The following is a 21,250-nucleotide window of genomic DNA, read 5'->3' as shown; positions in this document are numbered from 1 at the left end:
GTCATCGCCGCAGGCAGAGGGGTGCCCCGGTCTCGTCGGCCGGGCGAGCGCGGCGTACCGTTGGACGTGTCCCGGCGCCCCTTGCTTCGCCGGGCGCGGACGAGGGCGCGGACCGGGAGAGTCCGACACGGGCGGATGGTGGAAGTGATGCGGAAACAGCACGGCGACGGCGGCCAGGTGTTCCGGATCACCGGGGCCCGGACCGGTCTCGCCGAGGATGTGCGCGGCCGGCAGCGGAGGTACGTCATCTCGATGTCGATCCGCACGGTGTCGGTGATCCTCGCGGCCACCCTGTGGAACGTCGAACGGCCCCTGGCCATCGTGGCGCTGGTGGCCGGGGCGGTCCTGCCCTATATCGCCGTGGTGGTCGCCAACGCGGGCCGCGAGCGGCCGCCCGGACTGCCCTCGACGTTCGTCACCGCGCCCCTGCGCCCGATGATCGGGACGTCGCCCGACGCGGGCGAGAAGGCGGAGGACGGGCAGGGCGGCCCGAAGGCCGGGGTGCACGGCGAACGGCCCGGCCCCGCGTGACCTGTGCGGATGTGGGGGAAGCGGTCGGCCGCTGGGTGCGAACCTCAGAAAAAGCTCAGAACCAATCATGCAGTTCCAGTGCCGGGCGACGGGTCCGCCGTGACATACTGCGTGTGCGCTCCGCATCCCCCGTCGGAGCGACGGACCGACGCCGGGCAGCTCCCCCCGTGGCTGCTCGGCGTCGCCTCGTTCCGCGCCTGTTTTCCGCGCCGTTGTGCTTTTCCGCGCCCCTGTTCATCGAGTTTTCCGTTGCGTGAGACGCGAGAGATCCGTGAGTGACGAGACCCCCATCTGCTCCGCCAAGGGCTGCCGCACCGCCGCCGTGTGGGTGCTGGCCTGGAACAATCCGAAGATCCACACTCCGGAGCGGCGCAAGACCTGGCTCGCGTGCGAGGAGCACCGCGAGCATCTGTCGCAGTTCCTCGGTGTACGGGGCTTCCTGAAGGACGTCGTCCTGCTGAACGAGTGGGAGCCGAGCGGCGGTTGAGGCCGGCCGGTCAGCCGCCGATCGCCGACATGGGGCGGTCCGGCTGGACGAAGGACGGGTCGTCCAGGCCCGCGCCGGCCTTCTTGCCCCACATCGCGAGCCGCCAGATGCGGGCGATCTCCTCGTCGGGGGCGCCGGAGCGCAGGGCTCCGCGCAGGTCGGTCTCCTCGGTGGCGAACAGGCAGGTGCGTATCTGGCCGTCGGCGGTGAGCCGGGTGCGGTCGCAGGCCGCGCAGAACGGGCGGGTGACCGAGGCGATCACGCCGACCCGGTGCGGTCCGCCGTCCACCAGCCAGCGCTCCGCCGGTGCCGAGCCGCGCTCGCCCGCGTCCTCGGGGGTGAGCCGGAAGCGGGTGCGCAGGGCGGCGAGGATGTCGCCGGCGGTGACCATGCCCTCGCGCTTCCAGCCGTGCTGGGCGTCCAGGGGCATCTGCTCGATGAACCGCAGCTCGTAGTCGTGCTCGATGGCCCAGGCCAGCAGGTCGGGGGCCTCGTCCTCGTTCAGCCCCGGCATCAGTACGGTGTTGACCTTGACCGGGGTGAGCCCCGCCTCGCGGGCGGCCCGGAGTCCTTCGAGGACGTCCTTGTGGCGGTCGCGGCGGGTGAGGGCCTTGAAGACCTCGGGGCGCAGGGTGTCCAGGGAGACGTTGACCCGGTCCAGACCGGCCGCCTTGAGGGCGGCGGCGGTGCGGCCGAGGCCGATGCCGTTGGTGGTGAGGGACATCCGGGGCCGCGGGTCGAGGGCCGCGACCCGCTCGACGATGCCGACCAGGCCGGGGCGCAGCAGCGGCTCGCCGCCCGTGAAGCGGACCTCCTCGATGCCGAGCGTGCGCACCGCGATGTCGATCAGGCGCACGATCTCGTCGTCCGTGAGCAGGTCGGGCTTGGCCAGCCACTGCAGGCCCTCCTCGGGCATGCAGTAGGTGCAGCGCAGATTGCACCGGTCGGTCAGCGAGACCCGCAGGTCGGTTGCCACGCGGCCGTACGTGTCGATGAGCACGTGGGCCCCCTCCCTCGAGCATCGGCGTTGTTCCGTGTCACCTGCGAGCCTACGTGACGCCACCGACATCGACATCGGCCCGATCCGACGAGTTGGGCCGCGGCCGCGTCGTAGGACCGTACAGTCCTCGCGACGCGGCCGGTCGTACGTGTCTCAGTGCGCGCCCGTGCCGGTCAGGGAGCGCACCTCCAGTTCCGCGTACTTGCCGGAGTCCGGCTCCTCCTTCGAGAAGAGGGTGCCCAGGGCGCCCAGCAGGAATCCGACGGGGATGGAGACGATCCCGGGGTTCTCCAGCGGGAACCAGTGGAAGTCGGCGCCGGGGAACATCGAGGTGGGGCTGCCGGAGACGACCGGCGAGAAGAGCACCAGGCCGACGGCGGTGACCAGGCCGCCGTAGATCGACCAGAGGGCGCCCGAGGTGGTGAACCGCTTCCAGAACAGGCTGTAGAGGATCGTCGGCAGGTTCGCGGAGGCGGCCACCGCGAAGGCGAGGGCCACCAGGCCGGCCACGTTGAGGTCGCGGGCGAGGGCGCCGAGGACGATGGAGACGGCGCCGATGCCGACGGTCGCCCAGCGGGCCGCGCCCAGTTCCTGCCGCTCGGTGGCCTGCCCCTTCTTGATGACGTTCGCGTAGATGTCGTGGGCGAAGGAGGAGGACGAGGCGAGGGTGAGGCCGGCGACGACGGCGAGGATGGTGGCGAAGGCGACGGCGGAGATGGTGGCGAGCAGGACGGCGCCCGCGTCGGAGTCGACCCCGCCGAGGTGCAGGGCGAGGAGCGGGGCCGCGGTGTTGCCCGCCTTGTTGGAGGCGATGATCTCGCCCGGCTTGATCAGCGCGGCGGCGCCGAAGCCGAGGGCGAGGGTCATCAGGTAGAAGACGCCGATCAGCCCGATGGCCCAGATGACCGACTTCCGGGCGGCCCTCGCGGTGGGCACGGTGTAGAAGCGGATCAGGATGTGCGGCAGTCCCGCGGTGCCCAGGACCAGGGCGAGGCCGAGGGAGAGGAAGTCCAGCTTGGTGGTGCCGGTGGCGCCGTACTTCAGGCCGGGTTCCAGGAACGCGCTGCCCTTGCCGCTGTTGTCGGCGGCCCGGCCGAGCAGATCGGAGACGTCGAAGTGGAACTTCAGCAGCACCAGGAAGGTCAGCAGCAGGGCGCCGATCATCAGCAGCACCGCCTTGACCATCTGCACCCAGGTGGTGCCCTTCATGCCGCCGATGGTGACGTAGAAGATCATCAGCACGCCGACCAGGGCGACGATGCCGATCTTGCCCATGTCGCTGGTGATGCCGAGCAGCAGGGAGACGAGCACGCCCGCGCCGGCCATCTGGGCGAGCAGGTAGAAGATCGACACGACGATGGTGGAGGCGCCGGCGGCCGTGCGGACCGGGCGCTGGCGCATCCGGTAGGCGAGCACGTCGCCCATGGTGTAGCGGCCGGAGTTGCGCAGCGGCTCGGCGACCAGGAGCAGGGCGACGAGCCAGGCGACCAGGAACCCGATGGAGTAGAGGAAACCGTCGTAGCCGAAGAGGGCGATGGCGCCGGCGATGCCGAGGAAGGACGCGGCGGACATGTAGTCACCGGAGACGGCGAGGCCGTTCTGGAAGCCGGTGAACTGCCGGCCGCCCGCGTAGAAGTCGGCGGCGTCCCTGGTCTGCCGGCCGGCCCACACGGTGATGACGAGGGTGGCGACGACGAACACGGCGAACAGGGTGACGATCAGCGTCCGGTGCTCGCTCGCCTCGCCGGCGGCCAGCAGCGCGGGATGGGTCGCGGATCTCATTCTGTGCCCTCCATACGGGACTTGATGGCGGCCGCGCGCGGGTCGAGCTCGGTGGCGGCGTGCCGGGCGTACCACCAGGCGATGAGGAAGGTGGTGAGGAACTGGGCGAGGCCGAGGACGAGGGCGACGTTGACGTTCCCGGCGACCTTGGTGGCCATGAAGCCGCCCGCGTAGTTGGACAGCAGCACGTACAGCAGGTACCAGGCGATGAAGGCGACGGTCAGCGGGAAGGCGAACGAGCGGTGGGCGCGGCGCAGTTCGCGGAAGTCCGCGCTCTGCTGGACCTCGGTGAACTCCTCGGCGGCGGGTCGGGGGGTCCCCGGTGTCGCGGGGGGCGGTGTCTCGGTGGCCACGGTGTCTCCTCGCGGATGCGGATGAGGTGGGGCATGACGGCCGGCCGCTCGATGGTGCTGGCGCGCCGTGTCCAGATCCACGGCGCCACGCGCGAGCCGACTCAAGTCCCCCTGAATTTGCCCGCAAGCGATCTGATCGAGTCATTGCCAACTCATTGCTGATCACTGAGAGAACGGGTTAGGTTCCGGCTGTACGCCACTCGTCATGCACCTGCCCGAACACCGACCGTGTTCCGGGCAGGTTCCGTATCCGGATGTTGTGGAGGTTCCATGGCCCAGTCGCGCCCCGGACGCCGGCTCGCGCTCGCGGTACCGGTCGTGCTGTCACTGACCGCGTCGCTCGGCTTCCTGCCCTCGGCCGCCACGGCCGCGCCCGTCGCACAGGCACCCGCGAAGGCGCGGGCGGCGGACGGACCGAACCTGTCATACGTGGTCAACACCCGCACGGACCGCCGTACGCTGGAGGCGGTGCGCCGGGAGATCACGCGCAACGGCGGCTCGCTGGTGGCCGGTTACGACCGGATCGGCGTGCTGGTCGCGCACTCCGCGAATCCGGACTTCGCCCGGCTGATGCGCGCGGCGCCCGGGGTGGACTCGGCCGGCGCCACGCGCACCGCCCCGCTGGCCGCCTCCTCCACCATGGACCTGGGCACGCCCAAGGCGCTGAGCGGCGCGCAGGTGGCCGCGGCCGAGGCGGCGGCGACCGGGGGCGAGGACCCGCTGGAGCCGCTCCAGTGGGACCTGCCGGCCATCAAGGCGGACAAGGCGCACGAGAAGACCCTGGGCAGCCCCGATGTCACGGTCGCGGTCATCGACACCGGCGTGGACGACACCCACCCGGACATCGCGCCCAACTTCGACCGGACGGCCTCCGTCAACTGCGTCTCGGGCAAGCCGGACACCGCCGACGGCGCCTGGCGGCCCGGCGCGGGGGAGAGCCCGCACGGCACCCATGTGGCGGGGGAGATCGCGGCCGCGAAGAACGGCGTGGGCATGACGGGCGTGGCGCCGGGCGTGAAGGTGGCGGGCATCAAGGTGGCCAACCCCGACGGGTACTTCTACGCCGAGTCGGTGGTCTGCGGGTTCGTGTGGGCCGCCGAGCACCACGTGGACGTGACCAACAACAGCTATTACACCGACCCCTGGTACTTCAACTGCGTCACCGCCCCGGACCAGAAGGCGCTCGTGGACGCCGTCGAACGGGCCTCGCGGTACGCGGAGAAGCGGGGCGCGGTGAACGTCGCGGCGGCGGGCAACGAGAAGTACGACCTGGCCGCCGGCTCGATCACCGACCCCGCCTCGCCCAACGACGGCACCGCGTCGTCCCGTGCGGTCGACAAGCGCCGGTGCTTCGACATCCCGACCGAGCTGCCGGGCGTGGTGACGGTCGCGGCGACCGGCGCCAAGGGGCTGAAGGCGTCGTACTCCAACTACGGCCTCGGTGTCGTCGACATCGCCGCGCCCGGCGGTGACTCGACGGCCTACCAGCCGCCCGCGCCTCCGGCGACCAGCGGCCTCATCCTGGGCACGCTGCCGGGCGGCAAGTGGGGCTACATGGCCGGCACGTCGATGGCGACCCCGCATGTGGCCGGTGTTGCCGCATTGATCAAGTCAACCCATCCGGCCGCGTCCCCCGCGCTGGTCAAGGCCCTCCTGTACGCGGAGGCCGACGCCACACCGTGCACGGACCCGTACGACGTCAACGGTGACGGCAAGGTCGACGCGGTCTGCGAGGGCCCGCGGAACCGCAACGGGTTCTACGGTCGGGGCATGGCCGACGCACTGGACGCGGTGACCAAGTAGGCGCCGACGCGGGCGGGGTCGCATATTGATTGAATCAATAATGCATAGTGCAGTCATGACAGATATCGCGTACGCGTGGACTGCACTGGGCGGCGACCCCGCCCTCGTCTCCCGGGTGACGACGGTCGAACGGCCCGGCGCCCTCCCCGCCCGGCTCCCGGTACGGAGGCTGGCGCGCGCCTGTGCGGGGGCGTGCGCCCTGGCCGCGGCCGAGCTGGGGGCCCGCCGGACCGGAACCGCCGAGGCGCCCGGCGTCCTGGTGGACGACGGCGCGGTGGCGACCGCGTTCCACAGCGAGCGGCTGGTCCGGGTGGACGGGCGGGCGCCGGTCTCCTTCGCGCCGCTGTCGCGGTTCTGGCGCACGGCCGACGGCTGGGTGCGCACCCACGCCAACTACCCGCACCACCGGGCCCGGTTGCTCGACGCGCTGCACCTGGCGCAGGACGCCTCGCCGCAGGACGTGGCCGCCCGGCTCGCCGACCGCGGCGCCCTGGAGACCGAGGCGGCGGTCCACGACGCCGGCGGCCTCGCGGTGGCCCTGCGCGATCCCGCTCAGTGGCGGGCGACCGAGCAGGCCGCCGAGGTGGCCGCCCGGCCCCTGGTGGAGCGGGTCCGGCTCGACACGGCGCCCGCACGCGTGCTTCCGCCCCTGGACCCCGCCGCCGCCGACCTGCTGCCCGCCGCCGGGCTGCGCGTCCTGGACCTGACCCGGGTCCTGGCGGGCCCGGTCGCCACCCGCGCCCTCGGCCTGCTGGGCGCCGACGTGCTGCGCCTGGACGCGCCCTGGCTCCCCGAACTCCCGGACCAGCACGCCGACACGGGCTTCGGCAAGCGGTCCGCGACCCTCGACCTGGCCGCCGACCGGGACACCTTCGAGGAGCTGCTGGCCACGGCGGACGTCGTCGTCACCGGCTACCGCCCCGGCGCGCTCGACCGCTTCGGCCTCTCCCCCGAGGCACTGGCCCGGCGGCGGCCCGGCCTGGTGGTGGCGCAGGTGTCGGCGTGGGGCGCCTACGGGCCCTGGGCGGGGCGGCGCGGCTTCGACAGCCTGGTGCAGGTGGCGACGGGCATCGCGGCGACCGAGGGCTCGGCCGGACAGCCCGGCGCGCTGCCCGCGCAGGCCCTGGACCACGGCACCGGCTACCTGCTGGCGGCGGCCGTACTGCGGGCACTGACCGAGCAGTCGTACGACGGCGGCAGCCGCTCGGTGCGGCTCGCGCTGGCCCGCACGGCGCTCTGGCTGACGGACGGGATCGAGCCGGACCGGGGAACGGACGGCACACCGTACGACACACCGGACCCCTGGCTCACCGAGACGGACAGCCCCCTCGGCCGGCTGCGGCACGCCCGGCCGGCGCTGAACTTCACCGCGGGCCCGACCGGTTGGACCCGGCCCCCGGCGCCCTGGGGCTCCCAGCAGGCCACTTGGGCGTGAGACCGGGCCGGGACCGAGGACCCGGCCGAAGTCGTAACGCCGGTCCGGGCCAAGAAGCGCGGTCAGGCGCCGATCGCGCCCAGGGCGCTGCCCGCCGCGTACGTGACCGCCATCGCCAGCGCGCCGCCGGCCACGTTCCGCACCACCGCCCGTCTCAGTGCGGCGGCGCCGAGGCGGGCGCTGGTCCAGCCGGTCAGCACCAGCGCGGCCAGCACGGAGACCACGGTCACCGGCAGCCGCCAGCCGACCGGCGGCAGCACGATGGCCAGCAGGGGGAGCAGGGCGCCCACGGTGAAGGCCAGGAAGCTCGCCCAGGCCGCGTGCCAGGGGTTGGTCAGCTCGTCCGGGTCGATGCCCAGCTCCACGCGGGCGTGGGCCCGCAGCGCGTCTCGTTCGGTGAGCTGCTCGGCGGCCTCCCGGGCCACCTGGTGGGACAGGCCGCGCTCCTGGAGCAGCGCGGTCAGCTCCCGCAGTTCGGCCTCGGGCTGCTCGCGCAGCTCCCGTTTCTCCACGGCCAGCGCGGCCAGCTCGGAGTCGCGCTGGGTGGAGACGGAGACGTACTCGCCGGCCGCCATGGACATGGAACCGGCGAGCAGTCCGGCCAGTCCGGCGGTGAGCAGGGCGGAGCGGCTCTGGGTCGCGCCGGCCACGCCGACGACGAGTCCCGCGGTGGAGACGATGCCGTCGTTCGCGCCCAGCACCGCCGCGCGCAGCCAGTTCAGCCGCGAGCCGAGCGCGCCGCCGTGGTTCTCGTCATGGATCGGTTCCGTCACGGCAGCGAGCATCGCACTCCCCGGGGCCTCCGCGGCGCACCAACGCCTCAGGAGCGACAACGGGCCCCACGGAAAAGGGACATTCGGCAGGAACGCGGGCCGGTCCGGCACCCGGCAGCGGTGTCCGAAGGGCCCTGCGGGGCCGGAATGTCAGTCACGGCCCGTATCCTCAATGACCATGCTCGAAGACCGTGCGACCGCAGTGTCCTCCCCCACCCAGTGGCCGGCCGCGTATCCCCAGGGATACGCGGTCGTTGACGTGGAGACCACCGGCCTGGCCCGGCACGACCGGATCATCTCCGCCGCCGTCTACCGGCTGGACGCGCGCGGCGAGGTCGAGGACCACTGGTACACGCTGGTCAACCCGGAGCGCGATCCGGGCCCCGTGTGGATACACGGCCTGACGAGCGACGTGCTGGAGGGGGCGCCCGTCTTCGCGGACATCGCCGAGGAGTTCGCGGCCCGGCTGGAGGGCCGGGTGCTGGTCGCGCACAACGCCGTCTTCGACTGGCAGATGATCGCGCGGGAGTACGCGCGCGCCGAACGCCTGGCGCCGGTGCGGCAGCGGCTGTGCACCATCGCGCTCTCCAAGGAGCTGGGACTCCCGCTGCCCAACCACAAGCTGGAGTCGCTCGCGGCGCACTTCGGCGTGGTGCAGCAGCGGGCCCACCACGCGCTGGACGACGCGCGGGTGCTGGCGGAGGCGTTCCGGCCCAGCCTGCGGGCCGCGGCGGCGGGCGGCGTACGGCTGCCGCTGCTGGAGTGCCGCCCGCTGACGGAGTGGTCGGACCAGCCGGTGCCCCGGCAGTCGGCCGGGGGCTACGGCGGCTACCGTCCCGGCGGTTGGCGCCCGTCCCGCAAAAGGCCCGCATGCCCCTATCCCAACCCAGGCCGCTACGAAGACGGCAAACGGCTCAAACAGGGCATGCGGGTGGCGTTCTCGGGTGACACCTCGGTCGAGCGGGAGCTGCTGGAGGACCGGGCGACGGAGTGCGGGCTGCACGTGGCGTCCAGCATCTCCCGGCTGACCAGCCTGCTGGTGACCAACGACCCCGACTCGGGCACCTCCAAGACGGTCAAGGCGCGGCAGTTCGGCACCCCGGTCGTGGACGAGGCCGCCTTCGGCCAGCTGCTGCGGGACGTCGAGCCCGCGGACGAGTGACACCGGGGACCGGGACGGACGGCACCGGCCTCACGGACGGGTGATCGTACGAACGAGTGGTTGACGCACGACTCACCCGACACCGGCTCGCCCGCGCCCCCGCGACGGCCCACCCTGTGGCGCATGGCGAGATGCGAAGTTTGCGGCAATGACTACGGAATGACCTTCGAGGTCCACGCCCAGGGCGCGGTCCACGTCTTCGACTGCTTCTCCTGCGCGATCCACCGCATGGCCCCGATCTGCGAACACTGCCGGGTGCAGATCATCGGGCAGGGCGTGGAGGTGGACGGCCACTGGTTCTGCGGCGCGCACTGCGCCCGCGCGGAGGGGCGCACGGGCGTCGTGGACCGGGTATGACCTGATGGGCGTACGACACCCGGGGTGACCCGGTACCCGACTGAATGCACCCCACGGCCCGGATGTACCGTCGTGGGGTGCATCGCTACCGCTTCCTGTTGTCCCCCCAGTGGGTCATCCTCACCGTCGTCGCGATCGCGCTGATCCCGACGATGATCAAGCTGGGTTTCTGGCAGCAGCACCGCTACGAGGAGCGCACCGCGCGGAACAACCTGGTCTCCGCCGCGTTGCACGCCAAGCCGGTCCCCGTCGAACAGCTGTCCTCCCCCGGACACGCCGTGACGCGCACGGAAAAGTACCGCACGGTCACCGCGACCGGCACCTTCGACACCGCGAGGACGGAGGTGGTCCGGCGCCGGACCAACGCCAACGGCGACGTCGGCTACCACGTCCTCACCCCCTTCGTGCTGACCGACGGCAAGGTGCTGCTGGTCAACCGCGGCTGGGTGCCCGCCGACGGCACGCAGACCGCCTTCCCGAAGATCCCCGCCCCGCCGGCCGGCCGGACCACCATCAGCGGACGGCTGATGGCCGACGAGACCACCGCGGCGAGCGGCATCAAGAACATCAAGGGCCTGCCCGACCGGATGGTCATGCTGATCGACAGCACCGCGGAGGCGCACCGGCTCGGCGCGCAGGTGCTCGGCGGCTACATGGAGCAGACCGCGCCCGCGTCCAAGGGCGGTTCCCCGGAGCAGATCTCCGACCCCGGCACCGAGGACGCCCCGCTGAACTACGCGTACATGATCCAGTGGTGGCTGTTCGCGGCGGCCGTGCCGGTCGGCTGGTGGTTCCTGCTCCGGCGGGAGATCCGGGACCAGGAGGAGGCCGCGGCGGCGCCGCAGCCGAAGGAGAACGAACCGGCCGCGGTCTGACGCCCCGCCGCGCGCCCGCCTCACTCCCCCGGCGCACCGCTGATTGGTCCCCCGGGCGGCCGGGAAACCGCATTCCGTGAACGCTCGTATCGAGGACTACGCCCTGATCGGTGACGAGCAGACCGCGGCCCTGGTCGGCAGGGACGGCTCGATCGACTGGCTGTGCCTGCCCCGCTTCGACTCCGGCGCCTGTTTCGCACGGCTGCTCGGCGACGAGAACCACGGCCACTGGCGGATCGCCCCCAAGCCGCCCCCGGGAGCCAGGAGCGCGGGCACCTGCACCCGCCGCGCCTACCGGCCCGACACCCTCGTCCTGGACACCGAGTGGGAGACGGCGGACGGCACGGTGCGCGTCACCGACCTGATGCCGCAGCGCGAGCACGCCCCCGATGTCGTCCGCATCGTGGAGGGCGTCCGCGGCCGGGTGACCCTGCGCGGCACCCTGCGGCTGCGCTTCGACTACGGCTCGATCATGCCGTGGATGCGCCGCAGTGACGGCCACCGGGTGGCGGTGGCGGGGCCCGACTCGGTGTGGCTGCGCTCCGAGCCGCCCGTGCGCACCTGGGGCGAGGACTACTGCACCCACTCCGAGTTCACCGTCGCCGAGGGCGAGCGGGTCGCGTTCGTGCTCACCTGGCACCCCTCCCACGAGCGGCGCCCGCGGCTCGTCGACCCCTACGAGGCGCTGGAGAGCAGCGTCACCGACTGGCGGCGCTGGGCCCGGCGGTGCCGCTACGACGGCCCCTACCGGGACGCGGTCGTCCGCTCCCTGATCACCCTCAAGGCGCTCACCTACGCCCCGACCGGCGGCATCCTCGCCGCGGCCACCACCTCGCTGCCCGAGAAACCGGGCGGGATGCGCAACTGGGACTACCGGTACTGCTGGCTGCGCGACTCCACCCTCGCCCTCGGCGCGCTGCTCACCGCGGGCTACCAGGAGGAGGCCGAGGCGTGGCGCAACTGGCTGCTGCGCGCGGTCGCCGGCGACCCGGCCGCCCTCCAGGTCATGTACGGCGTCGCGGGCGAGCGGCGGCTCCCGGAGACCGAGCTGCCGTGGCTGCCCGGATTCGCCGGCTCCTCCCCGGTGCGGATCGGCAACGGGGCCGTGGAACAGCTCCAGCTCGACGTCTACGGCGAGGTGATGGACTCGCTGTCGCTGGCGCGCAGCGCGGGCCTGCCCACCCGGCCGCACATGTGGTCCATCCAGCGGGCCCTGATGGAGTTCCTGGAGTCGGCCTGGCGCCGGCCCGACCAGAGCCTGTGGGAGGTGCGCGGCGGGCGGCGCCACTTCGTGCACTCCAAGGTGATGGTGTGGGTGGCCGCCGACCGGGCGGTCAGGACCCTCGAACGGCACCAGGAGCTGCACGGCGACCTGGCGGGCTGGCGGCGGCTGCGCGAGGAGGTGCACCGGGAGGTGTGCGAGAAGGGGTACGACCCCGAGCGCAACACCTTCACGCAGTACTACGGCTCCCGTGCGCTGGACGCCGCCCTGCTGCTCATCCCGCGGGTCGGCTTCCTGCCGCCGGACGACCCGCGGGTGGTCGGCACGGTCGACGCCGTCCGCGCCGACCTCGGCCACGGCGGTTTCCTGCGCCGCTACGACTCCGACGAGGGCGGCGACCCGGTCGACGGGCTGCCCGGCGGCGAGGGCGCCTTCCTGGCCTGCTCGTTCTGGCTGGCGGACGCACTGCATCTGACCGGGCGCCCGAAGGAGGCGCGCGAGCTGTTCGAACGGCTGGTGGGCGTGTGCAACGACGTGGGGCTGCTGGCCGAGGAGTACGACCCCGTCGACGGCTGCCAGCTCGGCAACTTCCCGCAGGCCTTCAGCCATCTCGGCCTGGTGAACTCCGCCCTCACGCTGTTCGGGGCCGACGAGGCAGGATAGGGGCATGGATCTTGGACTGAAGGACCGGGTGTACATCGTCACCGGAGCCACCCGCGGACTGGGCAACGCCGCCGCGCGGCAGCTCGTCGCGGACGGCGCGAAGGTGGTGATCACCGGCCGGGACGGGCAGCGGGCCGCCGACGCCGCCGCCGAACTGGGCCCGGACGCGGTGGGCGTGGCCATGGACAACGCGGACGCGGAGGCTCCCGAGCGGCTGATCGCGACCGCCCGCGAGCACTTCGGCGGCTTTCACGGGGTGCTGGTGAGCGTGGGCGGCCCGCCGCCCGGCTTCGTCGCCGACAACACGGACGAGCAGTGGCGTGCCGCGTTCGAATCCGTCTTCCTCGGCGCGGTGCGCCTCGCCCGCGCGGCGGCGGCCGAGCTGGACGAGGGCGGCGTCATCGGCTTCGTGCTCTCCGGCTCGGTGCACGAGCCCATCCCGGGGCTGACCGTCTCCAACGGCCTGCGTCCGGGCCTCGCGGGCTTCGCCAAGTCCCTCGCGGACGAACTCGGCCCCCGCGGCATCCGCGTGCTCGGCCTGCTGCCGTCCCGCATCGACACCGACCGCGTCCGCGAACTGGACGCCCTCTCCGCCGACCCGGAGGCCACCCGCGCCGCCAACGAGTCCCGCATCCCGCTGCGCCGCTACGGCACCCCGGAGGAGTTCGGGAAGGTGGCCGCCTTCCTGCTGTCCCCGGCGGCCTCCTATCTGACGGGGCTCATGGTGCCGGTGGACGGAGGGATGCGGCACGGCTTCTGAGCCGCCGGCCGACCCGTCAGCTCACCCTCTCCGCCCGGTGCCTGACCGCTCGCAGGCGCACCTCGGCGGGGAGGGCGGACAGGCCCGCCGACTCCCGGGCGTGTGCCAGCGGCCCGGCCGTGAAGTCGCCCAGGGCCGTGGCGGGGTCGGTGTCGGGGGCCAGGTGGAGCACGGCCCGCGCGCGCGGCCTGGCCCGGCGGCCGTGCAGGTGGATCCGGGCGTGGGCCACGCCGTCCCCGGCGGCGGTCTCCTCGGTCAGGGCGCTCTCCAGGGCCCCGGCCCGCAGCAGGGCGGCCCCGCCGTCGCGGGTGTCCACCCGCAGCTCGCCGAGCCGGTGCCGGCGCGGGAGCCTGGTCAGCCACCACAGGGCGAGCAGGACGATGAGGGCCAGGGCGGCGATCAGGGCGGGCCACCACCAGCGCGCACCGCGGTAGCGGGTGCGCTCGGCGTGGGTGAGCAGGACGTCGTGCGGGCCGCTGTGGATCCACCAGGAGGGCGGCGGCGCGCCGAGGCCGACGGCCAGGACCGCGCCGCCGAGGGCGAGCAGGAGCAGGCCGACAAGGCCCAGCAGGGCGCGGTTGAGTCCGCCGGAGCGCATCGCCGTCATCCCTTCCGTGCGGCCCGGGTGACCCGCAGGGCGAGCCGGGGCGGGTGGGTCAGGCCGAGGCCCGCGATCGCCTCGGTGAGGGTGATGTCCAGGTCGGCGCGGACGTCGGCCGGCTCGCGGAAGTGCGAGGCGGCGCGGACGTCGGCCTTGCGGCGGCGCACCCGTACCCGTGCGGCCCGTACGCCGGACACCTCCATGGCCCGGTCGCGCAGCACCTGGGCCGCGGCGTCCCGCCGCAGTGCCGCGCGGACGTCGGGGTGCGGGCGGCGCATCGGCAGCAGGGCCCGCAGGCCCGGGGTGAGCGCGAGGGCGATCAGCCACAGGCCGAGGGCGGCGGCGAGGGCCGCGCCGGCCAGCACCCAGGTGTCGTCCAGGTGCCGTTCGGCCAGTTGCCGGGCCAGTACGCGGCGCCAGCGCATCGCGGGGCGGTGGGCGCGCACCGAGGCCACGTCGTAGAGCAGCAGGCCCGCGCCGGCCAGCACCAGGACCGCCACGATGCCCGCGGGGACCCGGCGCGACGACCAGAAGCGGCCGCTGCCGCCGGCCGCCACCGGGGGGCCGGCGGTCGTGTCGGGGGCGGTGGTCGCGCCTGCGTGGCTCATCGTGTCCTCTCCGCTGCCTTCGCCGTGGAGTGCAGCCGCTCGACCCAGACGGCGACCTCGGACACCGTCAGGTCGGCCAGCGCGCCCACCCGCTCGGTCACCCGGCGGCGCACGGCGGCGCAGCGGGCGCCGATGTCGCAGGGGTAGCCGAGGTCCAGCTCGATGTGGACCCGTGCGGTGCCGTGATGGACCGCCACCGTCGCGTGCGGCGCGTCGCCGTCGGGGGGCGGCGGTCCCACCGCCTCCCGGACGGCCTGCGCGGCGATCTTCGCCACGACCCGGTCGTCGATCCGGGTGGCGCCCCGCTCGGCCGGCGGCACCCGGTCCCGCGGCTGCTCCGCCGTGCCGGTCCCGGTGCGCACGCCGGTCACCGCCGCCGGTCGCGTCGCTCGCGGGCGCGGAAGAAGTCGCCCGCGTCCAGGTCCCCGTCCGCGAACCGGCCGACCACGAACCCGACGGCCCCCAAGGCCGCCACCAGCAGGAACGCGCCGAACCCGCCGAAATACCCGGCGAAGCCCAGCGCCATCCCGGCGATCATGCCGACCACGGCCATGCTCATGCAGCGCTCCTCAGCTCGTCAGGTGTACGGCGTCCGGCTCCGGGGTGCGCCCGGTCACTGGATCCGGGGCTCCGGCTCTTCCTCTTCCTCCTCGGGCAGATGGACGTCGCCGACCGCGATGTTGACCTCGACGACCTCCAGCCCGGTCATGCGTTCCACGGCCGCGATCACGTTCTCCCGCACCGCGCCGGCGACATCGCTGATCGAGACGCCGTAGTCCACCACGATCTCCAGGTCCAGCGCGGTCTGCACCTCGCCGACCTCCGCCTTGACCCCGCGGGTCACCGATTTGGAGCCACCGGGCACCCGTTCGCGCATCGCGCCGAGGGTGCGGGAGAAGCCGCCGCCCATCGCGTGCACGCCGAACGAGTCCCGTGCCGCCATTCCGGCGATCTTCTCCACCACGCCGTCCGCGATGGTGGTCCGGCCCCGGGTCGCCGGATCGCCGCCGCCGCGCCGCACTGCCTTACGGGTCGACACCTGCGGCTCGCCGCCGCCTTCCGGGCTCGTCGTCATGTCGGTCATCGCCGTACGTCCCTTTCGGTAGTCGTCCTGCGACCACCGTAAGCAAGGTTGCGCGACCGCGCGCCGGGAATGCGGCAGGCTGGAGGAATGACGGCGGACGGATGGACCCAGGTCGTACGGCAGCACGTGGGACTCGGCAGATTGCTGCCGCTGGGCGGGCCGGGTGACGGCGCGTGGATCACCGAGGCCGCGGCCGGGACGGTGCTGCGCCGCGCGGCGGGCGAGGTGCCCGGGGTGCGGCTGGATGCGCTGCGGATCGCCCTCGCCGATCCGGCGCGCGTGGCCGAGCCCGCCGTACCGGCGCCGCCGAGCGCGCTGCCGCCGGGCGCGCTGCGGATCGCGGCGGACTTCGCGGCGACCCCGGCCGAGCCCCTGCCGGCGGCCGCGGCGCGGCTGCGGCTCGCCCTCGCCACGGCGGCGGACGAGCGCCTCGGGCTCGCGGTGACGGAGGTGGACCTGCGCGTCACCGAGCTGCTGGAGACGGCGGGGGCGGTGGCGGAGGTACGGCCCCCGCAGCCGCCGCCCGCCCGCGAGGTGACGGCCCCGGCCGCGGCCCGCGCCGCCGAGGCGGCCCTGTCGGTGCCGGGCGTCGCCCGCCTGACCGGCCTGCACATCGAGACCCGCACGGGCGGCACGGCGGCCCTGGCCCACCGCCATGTGCGCGTGGACCTGGCCGCCACCGGGGCCCACCGGACCGCCGACGTGGCCCGGCGGGTGCGTGCGGCGGTCCGGGACGCGCTGGTGGACGGGCCGACGGTGGCGGTGCTGGTGACGGCGGTCGGCGAACAGTCGGGCGACGGCCCGCCGTGATTACTCGCCGAGTCCGGCGAGGTCCCGCAGCCGCCGTGCCTGAGCGGCACGCTCGGCCGCGCGCTGCTCGTCGTACGTGCGGTCCACCGCGCCGCTGAGCAGCGCCTTGGTCTCGACGACCGCGTCGCGCGGCGCCGCGATCAGCGCCGCCGCCAGGTCCCGCACCGCGCCGTCGAGTTCCTCCGCCGGCACCGCCAGGTTCGCGAGCCCCGACGCCACCGACTCCGGTGCGCCGACGAAGCGGCCGGTCGCGCAGATCTCCAGTGCGCGGGCATACCCGACCAGACCGACCAGCGGGTGCGTGCCGGTCAGGTCGGGGACGAGGCCGAGGCTGGTCTCGCGCATGGCGAACTGCACGTCGTCCGCGACGACCCGCAGGTCGCAGGCGAGCGCCAGCTGGAACCCGGCACCGATGGCATGTCCTTGAACGGCGGCGACGGACACGATGTCATTGCGCCGCCACCAGGTGAACGCCTCCTGGTACTCGGCGATGGTCGCGTCGATCTCGGCGTCGTCACGGCGCGCGAGATCGAGGAAGTTCGGCTCGCCCGGTATCCCCTCCGGGGTGAACATCTGCCGGTCCAGCCCGGCGGAGAAGGACTTGCCCTCGCCGCGCAGCACCACGACGCGGACGGAGCCCGGCAGCAGCCGGCCGGCCTCGATGAGCGCCCGCCACAGGGCGGGGCTCTGCGCATTGCGCTTGGCCGGGTTGGTCAGCGTCACCGTGGCGATCGCGTCGTCGACGGTGAGCCGTACGCCGTCCTTGTCGAGTACAGGTGCGAGGTCCTGGTCGGGCGTGGCCATGGGGCGCCTCCGATGGGTGCGGTCAGCGAAGCAGAGCTAAGTGACTGCACAGTAACCACCCGGCCGGTCGGATCGCCGACCGGGTGGCCACCATCGAAGCCGGTGGGCCGCCCGGAGTCAGGACGATGCGGCCTTCTTGCCCCGGGTCGCTCCGCCACGCCCACGCAGCGTGACGCCCGACTCGCTGAGCATCCGGTGCACGAAGCCATACGAGCGGCCGGTCTCCTCGGCCAGTGCCCGGATGCTCGCACCGGAGTCGTACTTCTTCTTCAGGTCTGCCGCGAGCTTGTCGCGCGCGGCGCCGGTCACCCGGCTGCCCTTCTTCAGAGTCTCGGCCACCCGTGCCTCCTCATGGGAAGTGCGCTCTGGTCTCCTCATGATCACCCCTCCGGGGCGTGATGGCCACCCATTCGGCAAGGTCCGTGAGACATCGTTGTGACGACAGGAGCCGATCCCCACAAGCGGAATGCCGTATTCCAAGCGGTGATGCCGACAGGGCCGAACGGGTGGATTCACGAAGTGCCAGGTCAGGGACGCGCCGCGGCCGACCCCTCACCGGACGAGGAATCGGCCGCGAAATCGGTGTACGACACACCCTGATATGAGGAGATCTCACACAGATGACGGATCACGGCTCGGCCGAATGATCCATACTCAGTGGATCAGATTTTCGATCACGCCAGGGCGACGAGGTCCGCGTAGTCGGCGCCCCACAGGTCCTCGACGCCGTCGGGCAGCAGGATGATCCGCTCCGGCTGGAGCGCCTCCACGGCGCCCTCGTCGTGGGTGACCAGGACGACCGCGCCCTTGTAGGTGCGCAGCGCGCCGAGGATCTCCTCGCGGCTGGCGGGGTCGAGGTTGTTGGTCGGCTCGTCCAGCAGCAGCACGTTGGCGGAGGAGACCACCAGGGTCGCGAGCGCCAGACGGGTCTTCTCGCCGCCGGAGAGGACGCCGGCGGGCTTGTCCACGTCGTCACCGGAGAACAGGAACGAGCCGAGCACCTTGCGGACCTCGACCAGGTCCATGTCCGGGGCGGCCGAGCGCATGTTCTCCAGGACCGTGCGGTCCGGGTCCAGGGTCTCGTGCTCCTGGGCGTAGTAGCCGAGCTTGAGGCCGTGGCCGGGGACGACCCGGCCGGTGTCCGGCTGCTCCACGCCCGCGAGCAGCCGCAGCAGCGTGGTCTTGCCGGCGCCGTTGAGGCCGAGGATGACGACCCGGGAGCCCTTGTCGATGGCCAGGTCGACGTCGGTGAAGATCTCCAGCGAGCCGTACGACTTCGACAGGCCCTCGGCGGTCAGCGGGGTCCGGCCGCAGGGCGCGGGCTCCGGGAAGCGGAGCTTGGCGACCTTGTCGGACATCCGGACGTCCTCGAGCCCGGAGAGCAGCTTCTCGGCGCGGCGGGCCATGTTCTGCGCCGCGACCGTCTTGGTGGCCTTGGCGCGCATCTTGTCGGCCTGGGCGTTGAGCGCGGCGGCCTTCTTCTCGGCGTTGGCCCGCTCCCGCTTGCGGCGCTTCTCGTCGGCCTCGCGCTGCTGCTGGTAGAGCTTCCAGCCCATGTTGTAGATGTCGATCACGGAGCGGTTGGCGTCCAGGTAGAACACCTTGTTGACGACCGTCTCGACCAGGTCGACGTCGTGGGAGATCACGATGAAGCCGCCGCGGTAGGTCTTCAGGTAGTCCCGCAGCCACATGATCGAGTCGGCGTCGAGGTGGTTGGTCGGCTCGTCCAGCAGCAGGGTGTCCGCGTCGGAGAACAGGATCCGGGCCAGCTCGATACGGCGGCGCTGACCGCCGGAGAGGGTGTGCAGCGGCTGGCCGAGCACCCGGTCGGGCAGGTTCAGCGCGGCGGCGATGGTGGCGGCCTCGGCCTCGGCGGCGTACCCGCCCTTGGTGAGGAACTCGGTCTCCTGGCGCTCGTACTGCTTGAGAGCCTTCTCGCGGGTGGTGCCCTTGCCGTTGGCGATGCGCTGCTCGTTCTCGCGCATCTTGCGGATCAGCACGTCGAGGCCGCGGGCGGACAGGACGCGGTCGCGGGCGAGGACGTCCAGGTCGCCGGTGCGGGGGTCCTGCGGGAGGTAGCCGACCTCGCCGGAGCGGGTGATGGTGCCGGCGGCCGGGATGCCCTCACCGGCCAGGCACTTGGTGAGGGTGGTCTTGCCGGCGCCGTTGCGGCCGACGAGGCCGATGCGGTCGCCCTTGGCGACGCGGAAGGTGGCGTTCTCGACGAGGACACGGGCGCCGGCGCGCAACTCGATTCCGGAGGCGGAGATCACGGACAGACTCCTGGGCGTACAGGGATTGGCGGGTGGGCGGCTGAGGACGTTCCCGCCGTCTAATGCGCGAGGAGAAAGGCCATGGGAGGAAGTCTAACGGGGTGGTGCAAGCGGTTTTCCCGCGTCCGCATCCCCGCCCGCCGGGCCGGGGAGAACACTGCGGGAGGAGTGATCGGTATGGCGGGTATGGGCGGCGGACGGCCTGGCATCTGTCCCACGCTGCTGTACACGGACGCGAAGGCGGCGATCCGGCAGCTCACGGAGGGTCTGGGGTTCACCGAGCTGACGGTGTACGAGGCCGCGGACGGCAAGGTGCTGCACGCCGAGCTGGCACAGGGCAACGGCGCGGTGATGATCGGCTCCAAGGGGCGCGGCGGGCCGTTCGACGCGGCGCTGCGGAACGCGGGGCCCGCCGGGGTGTACGTCGTGGTGGACGACGTGGACGCCCACCACGAGCGGGCCGTGGCGCACGGCGTGGAGATCCTGCTGCCCCCGACGGACCAGGACCACGGCTCCCGGGACTATCTCGCCCGGGACGTCGAGGGCAACATCTGGAGCTTCGGGACGTACGCGCCGGAGATCGGCGGCTGAGCCGTCCCCTGCGGGTCAGCCGCCGGTGTGCACCTGGAACGCGGCCCGGCGCACGGCCTTGGCGAGGGCCGGGTCGGGGTGGGCGGCGGCGAGCGCGACCAGGACCTGCACGGTGCGCGGATGGCCGACGGCGCGGACCTCGTCGAGCAGCTGGGGCACGGTGGGCTGCACCGCGGACTCCAGGTGCCGGACCAGCATCGGCGCCTCGCCGTGGTCGGCGACGGCCGCGGCGGTGTCCACCCACAGCCAGGTGGCCTCCTCGCGGGTGAGGACCTCGTGGGCGTCCTCCGGGTCCAGGCCGTCGTGCTCGGCGAGCCACAGCAGGGCGTACGGCCGCAGCGCCGGCTCGTCCACCACGGCCCGTACGTCGGGCTCGGCGGGCGCGCCGACCACGCGCAGCGCCTCGAAGGCGAGCCCGCGCAGCAGGGCGTCCTCGCCGCGCGCGGCGTCGATCAGCTCGGTGACGGCGCTGCCGACGGTGCGGGCGGCGAGCCAGGCGCGGTACTCGGCGCGGGCCGCGTTGGGGCGCAGCTGGGCGCAGCCGCGCAGCATGTCCTCGGCGCTCTGCTCGATGTTGCCGGCGGGGCTCTGCGCGGCCACGCAGATCTGCTCCAGCTTGACCCAGACCGCCCAGCTGCCCAGGGGGGTGAGGGTGGCCTGGCCGGCGCCGTAGGTGAGGGCGCCGACGGAGGCGAGCGCGCCGAGCGCCCAGTCGAGGAGCGGGGCGAGGGCGGCGGGCGGGACGTCCGTGGCCTCGGCCGGCGCGGCGGGCGACTCGGCGCCGGGCTCGTACGTGACCTCGCAGCGTTCGGTGCGCAGTTCCTCCACCCGCTGGCGGAGCAGGTCGAGGAGCTGTTCGACCGGGACCGGCCCGGCGGACAGCTGGAGGAAGGAGAGCACCTGGGGCATGGCCGAGACGACCTCGGCGACGGCGGCCGGTTCGTGCCCCGCGGGTTCGGGCAGGGCGAGCGACCAGGCGTCGAAGAGGGCGACCCAGCCGCGCAGCACGGCGCTGTCGTCACGGTCCCAGGCGCGCAGCCGCCAGCCGGGGCGGGCGCTGTCGCCGTGCACCTCGACCAGTCCGGCGAGGCGGGCGGTGTCCCAGTCGGCACGGACCTGGTCGGCGGTGAGCCCGAGGTCGGCGGCGGCGCGTTCGGCGGTCGCGGCGGAGAGGGTGGCCTTGCCGTCGGCGGTGGCACCGTCGCGGCCGGGGCCCAGGGCGTTGTCCGCCCAACGGGCGACGCGGACGGCGCCGGCCAGCTCGGTGCGGGCCATT

At 73.3% G+C, this 21,250-nt stretch carries 24 protein-coding genes; 11 read left to right on the top strand and 13 right to left on the bottom strand.

Annotation, left to right across the window (positions count from 1 at the left end):
* Window positions 1–147 precede the first annotated feature (147 nt).
* Both FRZ03_RS23980 and FRZ03_RS23975 read left to right on the top strand, forming a co-directional pair.
* Window positions 148–531 (top strand): DUF3099 domain-containing protein, encoded by a 384-nt coding sequence (locus FRZ03_RS23980; protein WP_146467221.1) that lies wholly within the window; start codon window positions 148–150, stop codon window positions 529–531.
* A gap of 271 nt (window positions 532–802) precedes the next feature.
* Complete coding sequence (locus FRZ03_RS23975) at window positions 803–1,018, top strand: hypothetical protein (protein WP_146467220.1); 216 nt, start codon at window positions 803–805, stop codon at window positions 1,016–1,018.
* 10 nt (window positions 1,019–1,028) lie between these two features.
* On the opposite strand, the gene moaA is transcribed toward FRZ03_RS23975, so the two are convergent.
* The 3 genes from moaA to FRZ03_RS23960 form a co-directional block, all read right to left on the bottom strand.
* Window positions 1,029–2,018 carry a GTP 3',8-cyclase MoaA gene (gene moaA, locus FRZ03_RS23970; RefSeq protein ID WP_222443404.1) on the bottom strand — a complete coding sequence of 330 codons (990 nt, stop codon included), beginning with the start codon at window positions 2,016–2,018 and terminating at the stop codon, window positions 1,029–1,031.
* A gap of 153 nt (window positions 2,019–2,171) precedes the next feature.
* A complete protein-coding gene (locus FRZ03_RS23965) occupies window positions 2,172–3,800 on the bottom strand; it encodes a solute symporter family protein (RefSeq protein WP_146467219.1) in 1,629 nt (542 codons plus the stop codon).
* On the bottom strand, window positions 3,797–4,153 hold the full coding sequence (locus FRZ03_RS23960; RefSeq protein WP_146467218.1) for a DUF485 domain-containing protein: 357 nt from the start codon (window positions 4,151–4,153) through the stop codon (window positions 3,797–3,799). The genes FRZ03_RS23965 and FRZ03_RS23960 overlap by 4 nt, the downstream gene beginning before the upstream one ends.
* A gap of 270 nt (window positions 4,154–4,423) precedes the next feature.
* Here FRZ03_RS23960 and FRZ03_RS23955 point away from each other — a divergent pair, with 270 nt between their 5' ends.
* Together FRZ03_RS23955 and FRZ03_RS23950 are read left to right on the top strand one after the other, a co-directional pair.
* A complete protein-coding gene (locus FRZ03_RS23955) occupies window positions 4,424–5,956 on the top strand; it encodes a S8 family peptidase (RefSeq protein ID WP_146467217.1) in 1,533 nt (510 codons plus the stop codon).
* Window positions 5,957–6,011: 55 nt separating this feature from the next.
* Window positions 6,012–7,391, top strand: coding sequence for a CoA transferase (locus tag FRZ03_RS23950; protein ID WP_146467216.1), 1,380 nt, complete (start codon window positions 6,012–6,014; stop codon window positions 7,389–7,391).
* A gap of 62 nt (window positions 7,392–7,453) precedes the next feature.
* Here FRZ03_RS23950 and FRZ03_RS23945 read toward each other — a convergent pair whose 3' ends face one another.
* A complete protein-coding gene (locus tag FRZ03_RS23945; protein ID WP_146467215.1) occupies window positions 7,454–8,164 on the bottom strand; it encodes a VIT1/CCC1 transporter family protein in 711 nt (236 codons plus the stop codon).
* Between the two features lie 178 nt (window positions 8,165–8,342).
* Between FRZ03_RS23945 and FRZ03_RS23940 the strand changes: the two genes are divergently transcribed.
* From FRZ03_RS23940 to FRZ03_RS23920, 5 genes are all read left to right on the top strand, one after another.
* Window positions 8,343–9,326 (top strand): DEDDh family exonuclease, encoded by a 984-nt coding sequence (locus FRZ03_RS23940; protein ID WP_146467214.1) that lies wholly within the window; start codon window positions 8,343–8,345, stop codon window positions 9,324–9,326.
* A 123-nt stretch (window positions 9,327–9,449) separates the two neighbouring features.
* The gene (locus FRZ03_RS23935) at window positions 9,450–9,683 is read left to right on the top strand and encodes a hypothetical protein (RefSeq protein WP_071828796.1); all 234 of its coding nucleotides are present in this window, start codon (window positions 9,450–9,452) and stop codon (window positions 9,681–9,683) included.
* 77 nt (window positions 9,684–9,760) lie between these two features.
* Complete coding sequence (locus FRZ03_RS23930; protein ID WP_146467213.1) at window positions 9,761–10,558, top strand: SURF1 family cytochrome oxidase biogenesis protein; 798 nt, start codon at window positions 9,761–9,763, stop codon at window positions 10,556–10,558.
* A gap of 76 nt (window positions 10,559–10,634) precedes the next feature.
* Window positions 10,635–12,443, top strand: a complete 1,809-nt coding sequence (locus tag FRZ03_RS23925; protein WP_146467212.1) for a glycoside hydrolase family 15 protein — start codon at window positions 10,635–10,637, stop codon at window positions 12,441–12,443.
* A 4-nt stretch (window positions 12,444–12,447) separates the two neighbouring features.
* Window positions 12,448–13,203: an SDR family oxidoreductase gene (locus FRZ03_RS23920; protein WP_146467211.1), complete on the top strand. Its 756-nt coding sequence runs from the start codon at window positions 12,448–12,450 to the stop codon at window positions 13,201–13,203.
* Window positions 13,204–13,219: 16 nt separating this feature from the next.
* Here the strand turns inward: FRZ03_RS23920 and amaP are convergent, their stop codons facing one another.
* The 5 genes from amaP to FRZ03_RS23895 are packed head-to-tail and all read right to left on the bottom strand — an operon-like array spanning window position 13,220 to window position 15,496.
* On the bottom strand, window positions 13,220–13,810 hold the full coding sequence (gene amaP / locus FRZ03_RS23915) for an alkaline shock response membrane anchor protein AmaP (protein WP_398660990.1): 591 nt from the start codon (window positions 13,808–13,810) through the stop codon (window positions 13,220–13,222).
* A complete protein-coding gene (locus FRZ03_RS23910; protein WP_222443403.1) occupies window positions 13,807–14,412 on the bottom strand; it encodes a DUF6286 domain-containing protein in 606 nt (201 codons plus the stop codon). The genes amaP and FRZ03_RS23910 overlap by 4 nt, the downstream gene beginning before the upstream one ends.
* Window positions 14,409–14,783 carry an Asp23/Gls24 family envelope stress response protein gene (locus tag FRZ03_RS23905; RefSeq protein ID WP_146467209.1) on the bottom strand — a complete coding sequence of 125 codons (375 nt, stop codon included), beginning with the start codon at window positions 14,781–14,783 and terminating at the stop codon, window positions 14,409–14,411. The genes FRZ03_RS23910 and FRZ03_RS23905 overlap by 4 nt, the downstream gene beginning before the upstream one ends.
* Complete coding sequence (locus FRZ03_RS23900) at window positions 14,780–14,971, bottom strand: hypothetical protein (protein WP_186785577.1); 192 nt, start codon at window positions 14,969–14,971, stop codon at window positions 14,780–14,782. Before FRZ03_RS23900 ends, FRZ03_RS23905 begins: the two co-directional genes overlap by 4 nt.
* Before the next feature lie 54 nt (window positions 14,972–15,025).
* Entirely contained in the window at window positions 15,026–15,496 is a 471-nt protein-coding gene (locus FRZ03_RS23895; RefSeq protein ID WP_146467208.1) for an Asp23/Gls24 family envelope stress response protein, read from the bottom strand.
* A gap of 87 nt (window positions 15,497–15,583) precedes the next feature.
* On the opposite strand from FRZ03_RS23895, the gene FRZ03_RS23890 reads away from it, so the two are divergent.
* Complete coding sequence (locus FRZ03_RS23890; RefSeq protein ID WP_146467207.1) at window positions 15,584–16,306, top strand: nucleopolyhedrovirus P10 family protein; 723 nt, start codon at window positions 15,584–15,586, stop codon at window positions 16,304–16,306.
* Here the strand turns inward: FRZ03_RS23890 and FRZ03_RS23885 are convergent, their stop codons facing one another.
* The 3 genes from FRZ03_RS23885 to FRZ03_RS23875 all read right to left on the bottom strand — a co-directional run bounded on the left by FRZ03_RS23885 (window position 16,307) and on the right by FRZ03_RS23875 (window position 19,383).
* Entirely contained in the window at window positions 16,307–17,110 is an 804-nt protein-coding gene (locus tag FRZ03_RS23885) for an enoyl-CoA hydratase/isomerase family protein (RefSeq protein WP_146467206.1), read from the bottom strand. It lies immediately after the preceding gene.
* A gap of 117 nt (window positions 17,111–17,227) precedes the next feature.
* The gene (locus tag FRZ03_RS23880; protein ID WP_004002281.1) at window positions 17,228–17,449 is read right to left on the bottom strand and encodes a helix-turn-helix domain-containing protein; all 222 of its coding nucleotides are present in this window, start codon (window positions 17,447–17,449) and stop codon (window positions 17,228–17,230) included.
* 335 nt (window positions 17,450–17,784) lie between these two features.
* Entirely contained in the window at window positions 17,785–19,383 is a 1,599-nt protein-coding gene (locus FRZ03_RS23875; protein ID WP_146467205.1) for an ABC-F family ATP-binding cassette domain-containing protein, read from the bottom strand.
* 177 nt (window positions 19,384–19,560) lie between these two features.
* Here FRZ03_RS23875 and FRZ03_RS23870 point away from each other — a divergent pair, with 177 nt between their 5' ends.
* The gene (locus tag FRZ03_RS23870; RefSeq protein WP_146467204.1) at window positions 19,561–19,974 is read left to right on the top strand and encodes a VOC family protein; all 414 of its coding nucleotides are present in this window, start codon (window positions 19,561–19,563) and stop codon (window positions 19,972–19,974) included.
* Window positions 19,975–19,989: 15 nt separating this feature from the next.
* On the opposite strand, the gene FRZ03_RS23865 is transcribed toward FRZ03_RS23870, so the two are convergent.
* Window positions 19,990–21,249 carry a hypothetical protein gene (locus FRZ03_RS23865; protein ID WP_146467203.1) on the bottom strand — a complete coding sequence of 420 codons (1,260 nt, stop codon included), beginning with the start codon at window positions 21,247–21,249 and terminating at the stop codon, window positions 19,990–19,992.
* Window position 21,250: the final 1 nt, after the last annotated feature.

Origin of the sequence: Streptomyces misionensis (genome assembly GCF_007896895.1) — a bacterium.
Classification (GTDB): domain Bacteria; phylum Actinomycetota; class Actinomycetes; order Streptomycetales; family Streptomycetaceae; genus Streptomyces; species Streptomyces misionensis_A.
The sequence above is the reverse complement of the archived record's forward strand: the minus strand, read 5'-3'. Positions and strand labels throughout refer to the sequence as shown.

Coding starts and splice junctions, on each gene's coding strand:
- FRZ03_RS23980 (WP_146467221.1), top strand. CDS start 148: ATGCGGAAACAGCACGGCGACGGCGGCCAGGTGTTCCGGATCACCGGG.
- FRZ03_RS23965 (WP_146467219.1), bottom strand. CDS start 3,800: ATGAGATCCGCGACCCATCCCGCGCTGCTGGCCGCCGGCGAGGCGAGC.
- FRZ03_RS23955 (WP_146467217.1), top strand. CDS start 4,424: ATGGCCCAGTCGCGCCCCGGACGCCGGCTCGCGCTCGCGGTACCGGTC.
- FRZ03_RS23950 (WP_146467216.1), top strand. CDS start 6,012: ATGACAGATATCGCGTACGCGTGGACTGCACTGGGCGGCGACCCCGCC.
- FRZ03_RS23940 (WP_146467214.1), top strand. CDS start 8,343: ATGCTCGAAGACCGTGCGACCGCAGTGTCCTCCCCCACCCAGTGGCCG.
- FRZ03_RS23935 (WP_071828796.1), top strand. CDS start 9,450: ATGGCGAGATGCGAAGTTTGCGGCAATGACTACGGAATGACCTTCGAG.
- FRZ03_RS23920 (WP_146467211.1), top strand. CDS start 12,448: ATGGATCTTGGACTGAAGGACCGGGTGTACATCGTCACCGGAGCCACC.
- amaP (WP_398660990.1), bottom strand. CDS start 13,810: ATGACGGCGATGCGCTCCGGCGGACTCAACCGCGCCCTGCTGGGCCTT.
- FRZ03_RS23910 (WP_222443403.1), bottom strand. CDS start 14,412: ATGAGCCACGCAGGCGCGACCACCGCCCCCGACACGACCGCCGGCCCC.
- FRZ03_RS23900 (WP_186785577.1), bottom strand. CDS start 14,971: ATGAGCATGGCCGTGGTCGGCATGATCGCCGGGATGGCGCTGGGCTTC.
- FRZ03_RS23895 (WP_146467208.1), bottom strand. CDS start 15,496: ATGACCGACATGACGACGAGCCCGGAAGGCGGCGGCGAGCCGCAGGTG.
- FRZ03_RS23890 (WP_146467207.1), top strand. CDS start 15,584: ATGACGGCGGACGGATGGACCCAGGTCGTACGGCAGCACGTGGGACTC.
- FRZ03_RS23885 (WP_146467206.1), bottom strand. CDS start 17,110: ATGGCCACGCCCGACCAGGACCTCGCACCTGTACTCGACAAGGACGGC.
- FRZ03_RS23870 (WP_146467204.1), top strand. CDS start 19,561: ATGGCGGGTATGGGCGGCGGACGGCCTGGCATCTGTCCCACGCTGCTG.
- FRZ03_RS23865 (WP_146467203.1), bottom strand. CDS start 21,249: ATGGCCCGCACCGAGCTGGCCGGCGCCGTCCGCGTCGCCCGTTGGGCG.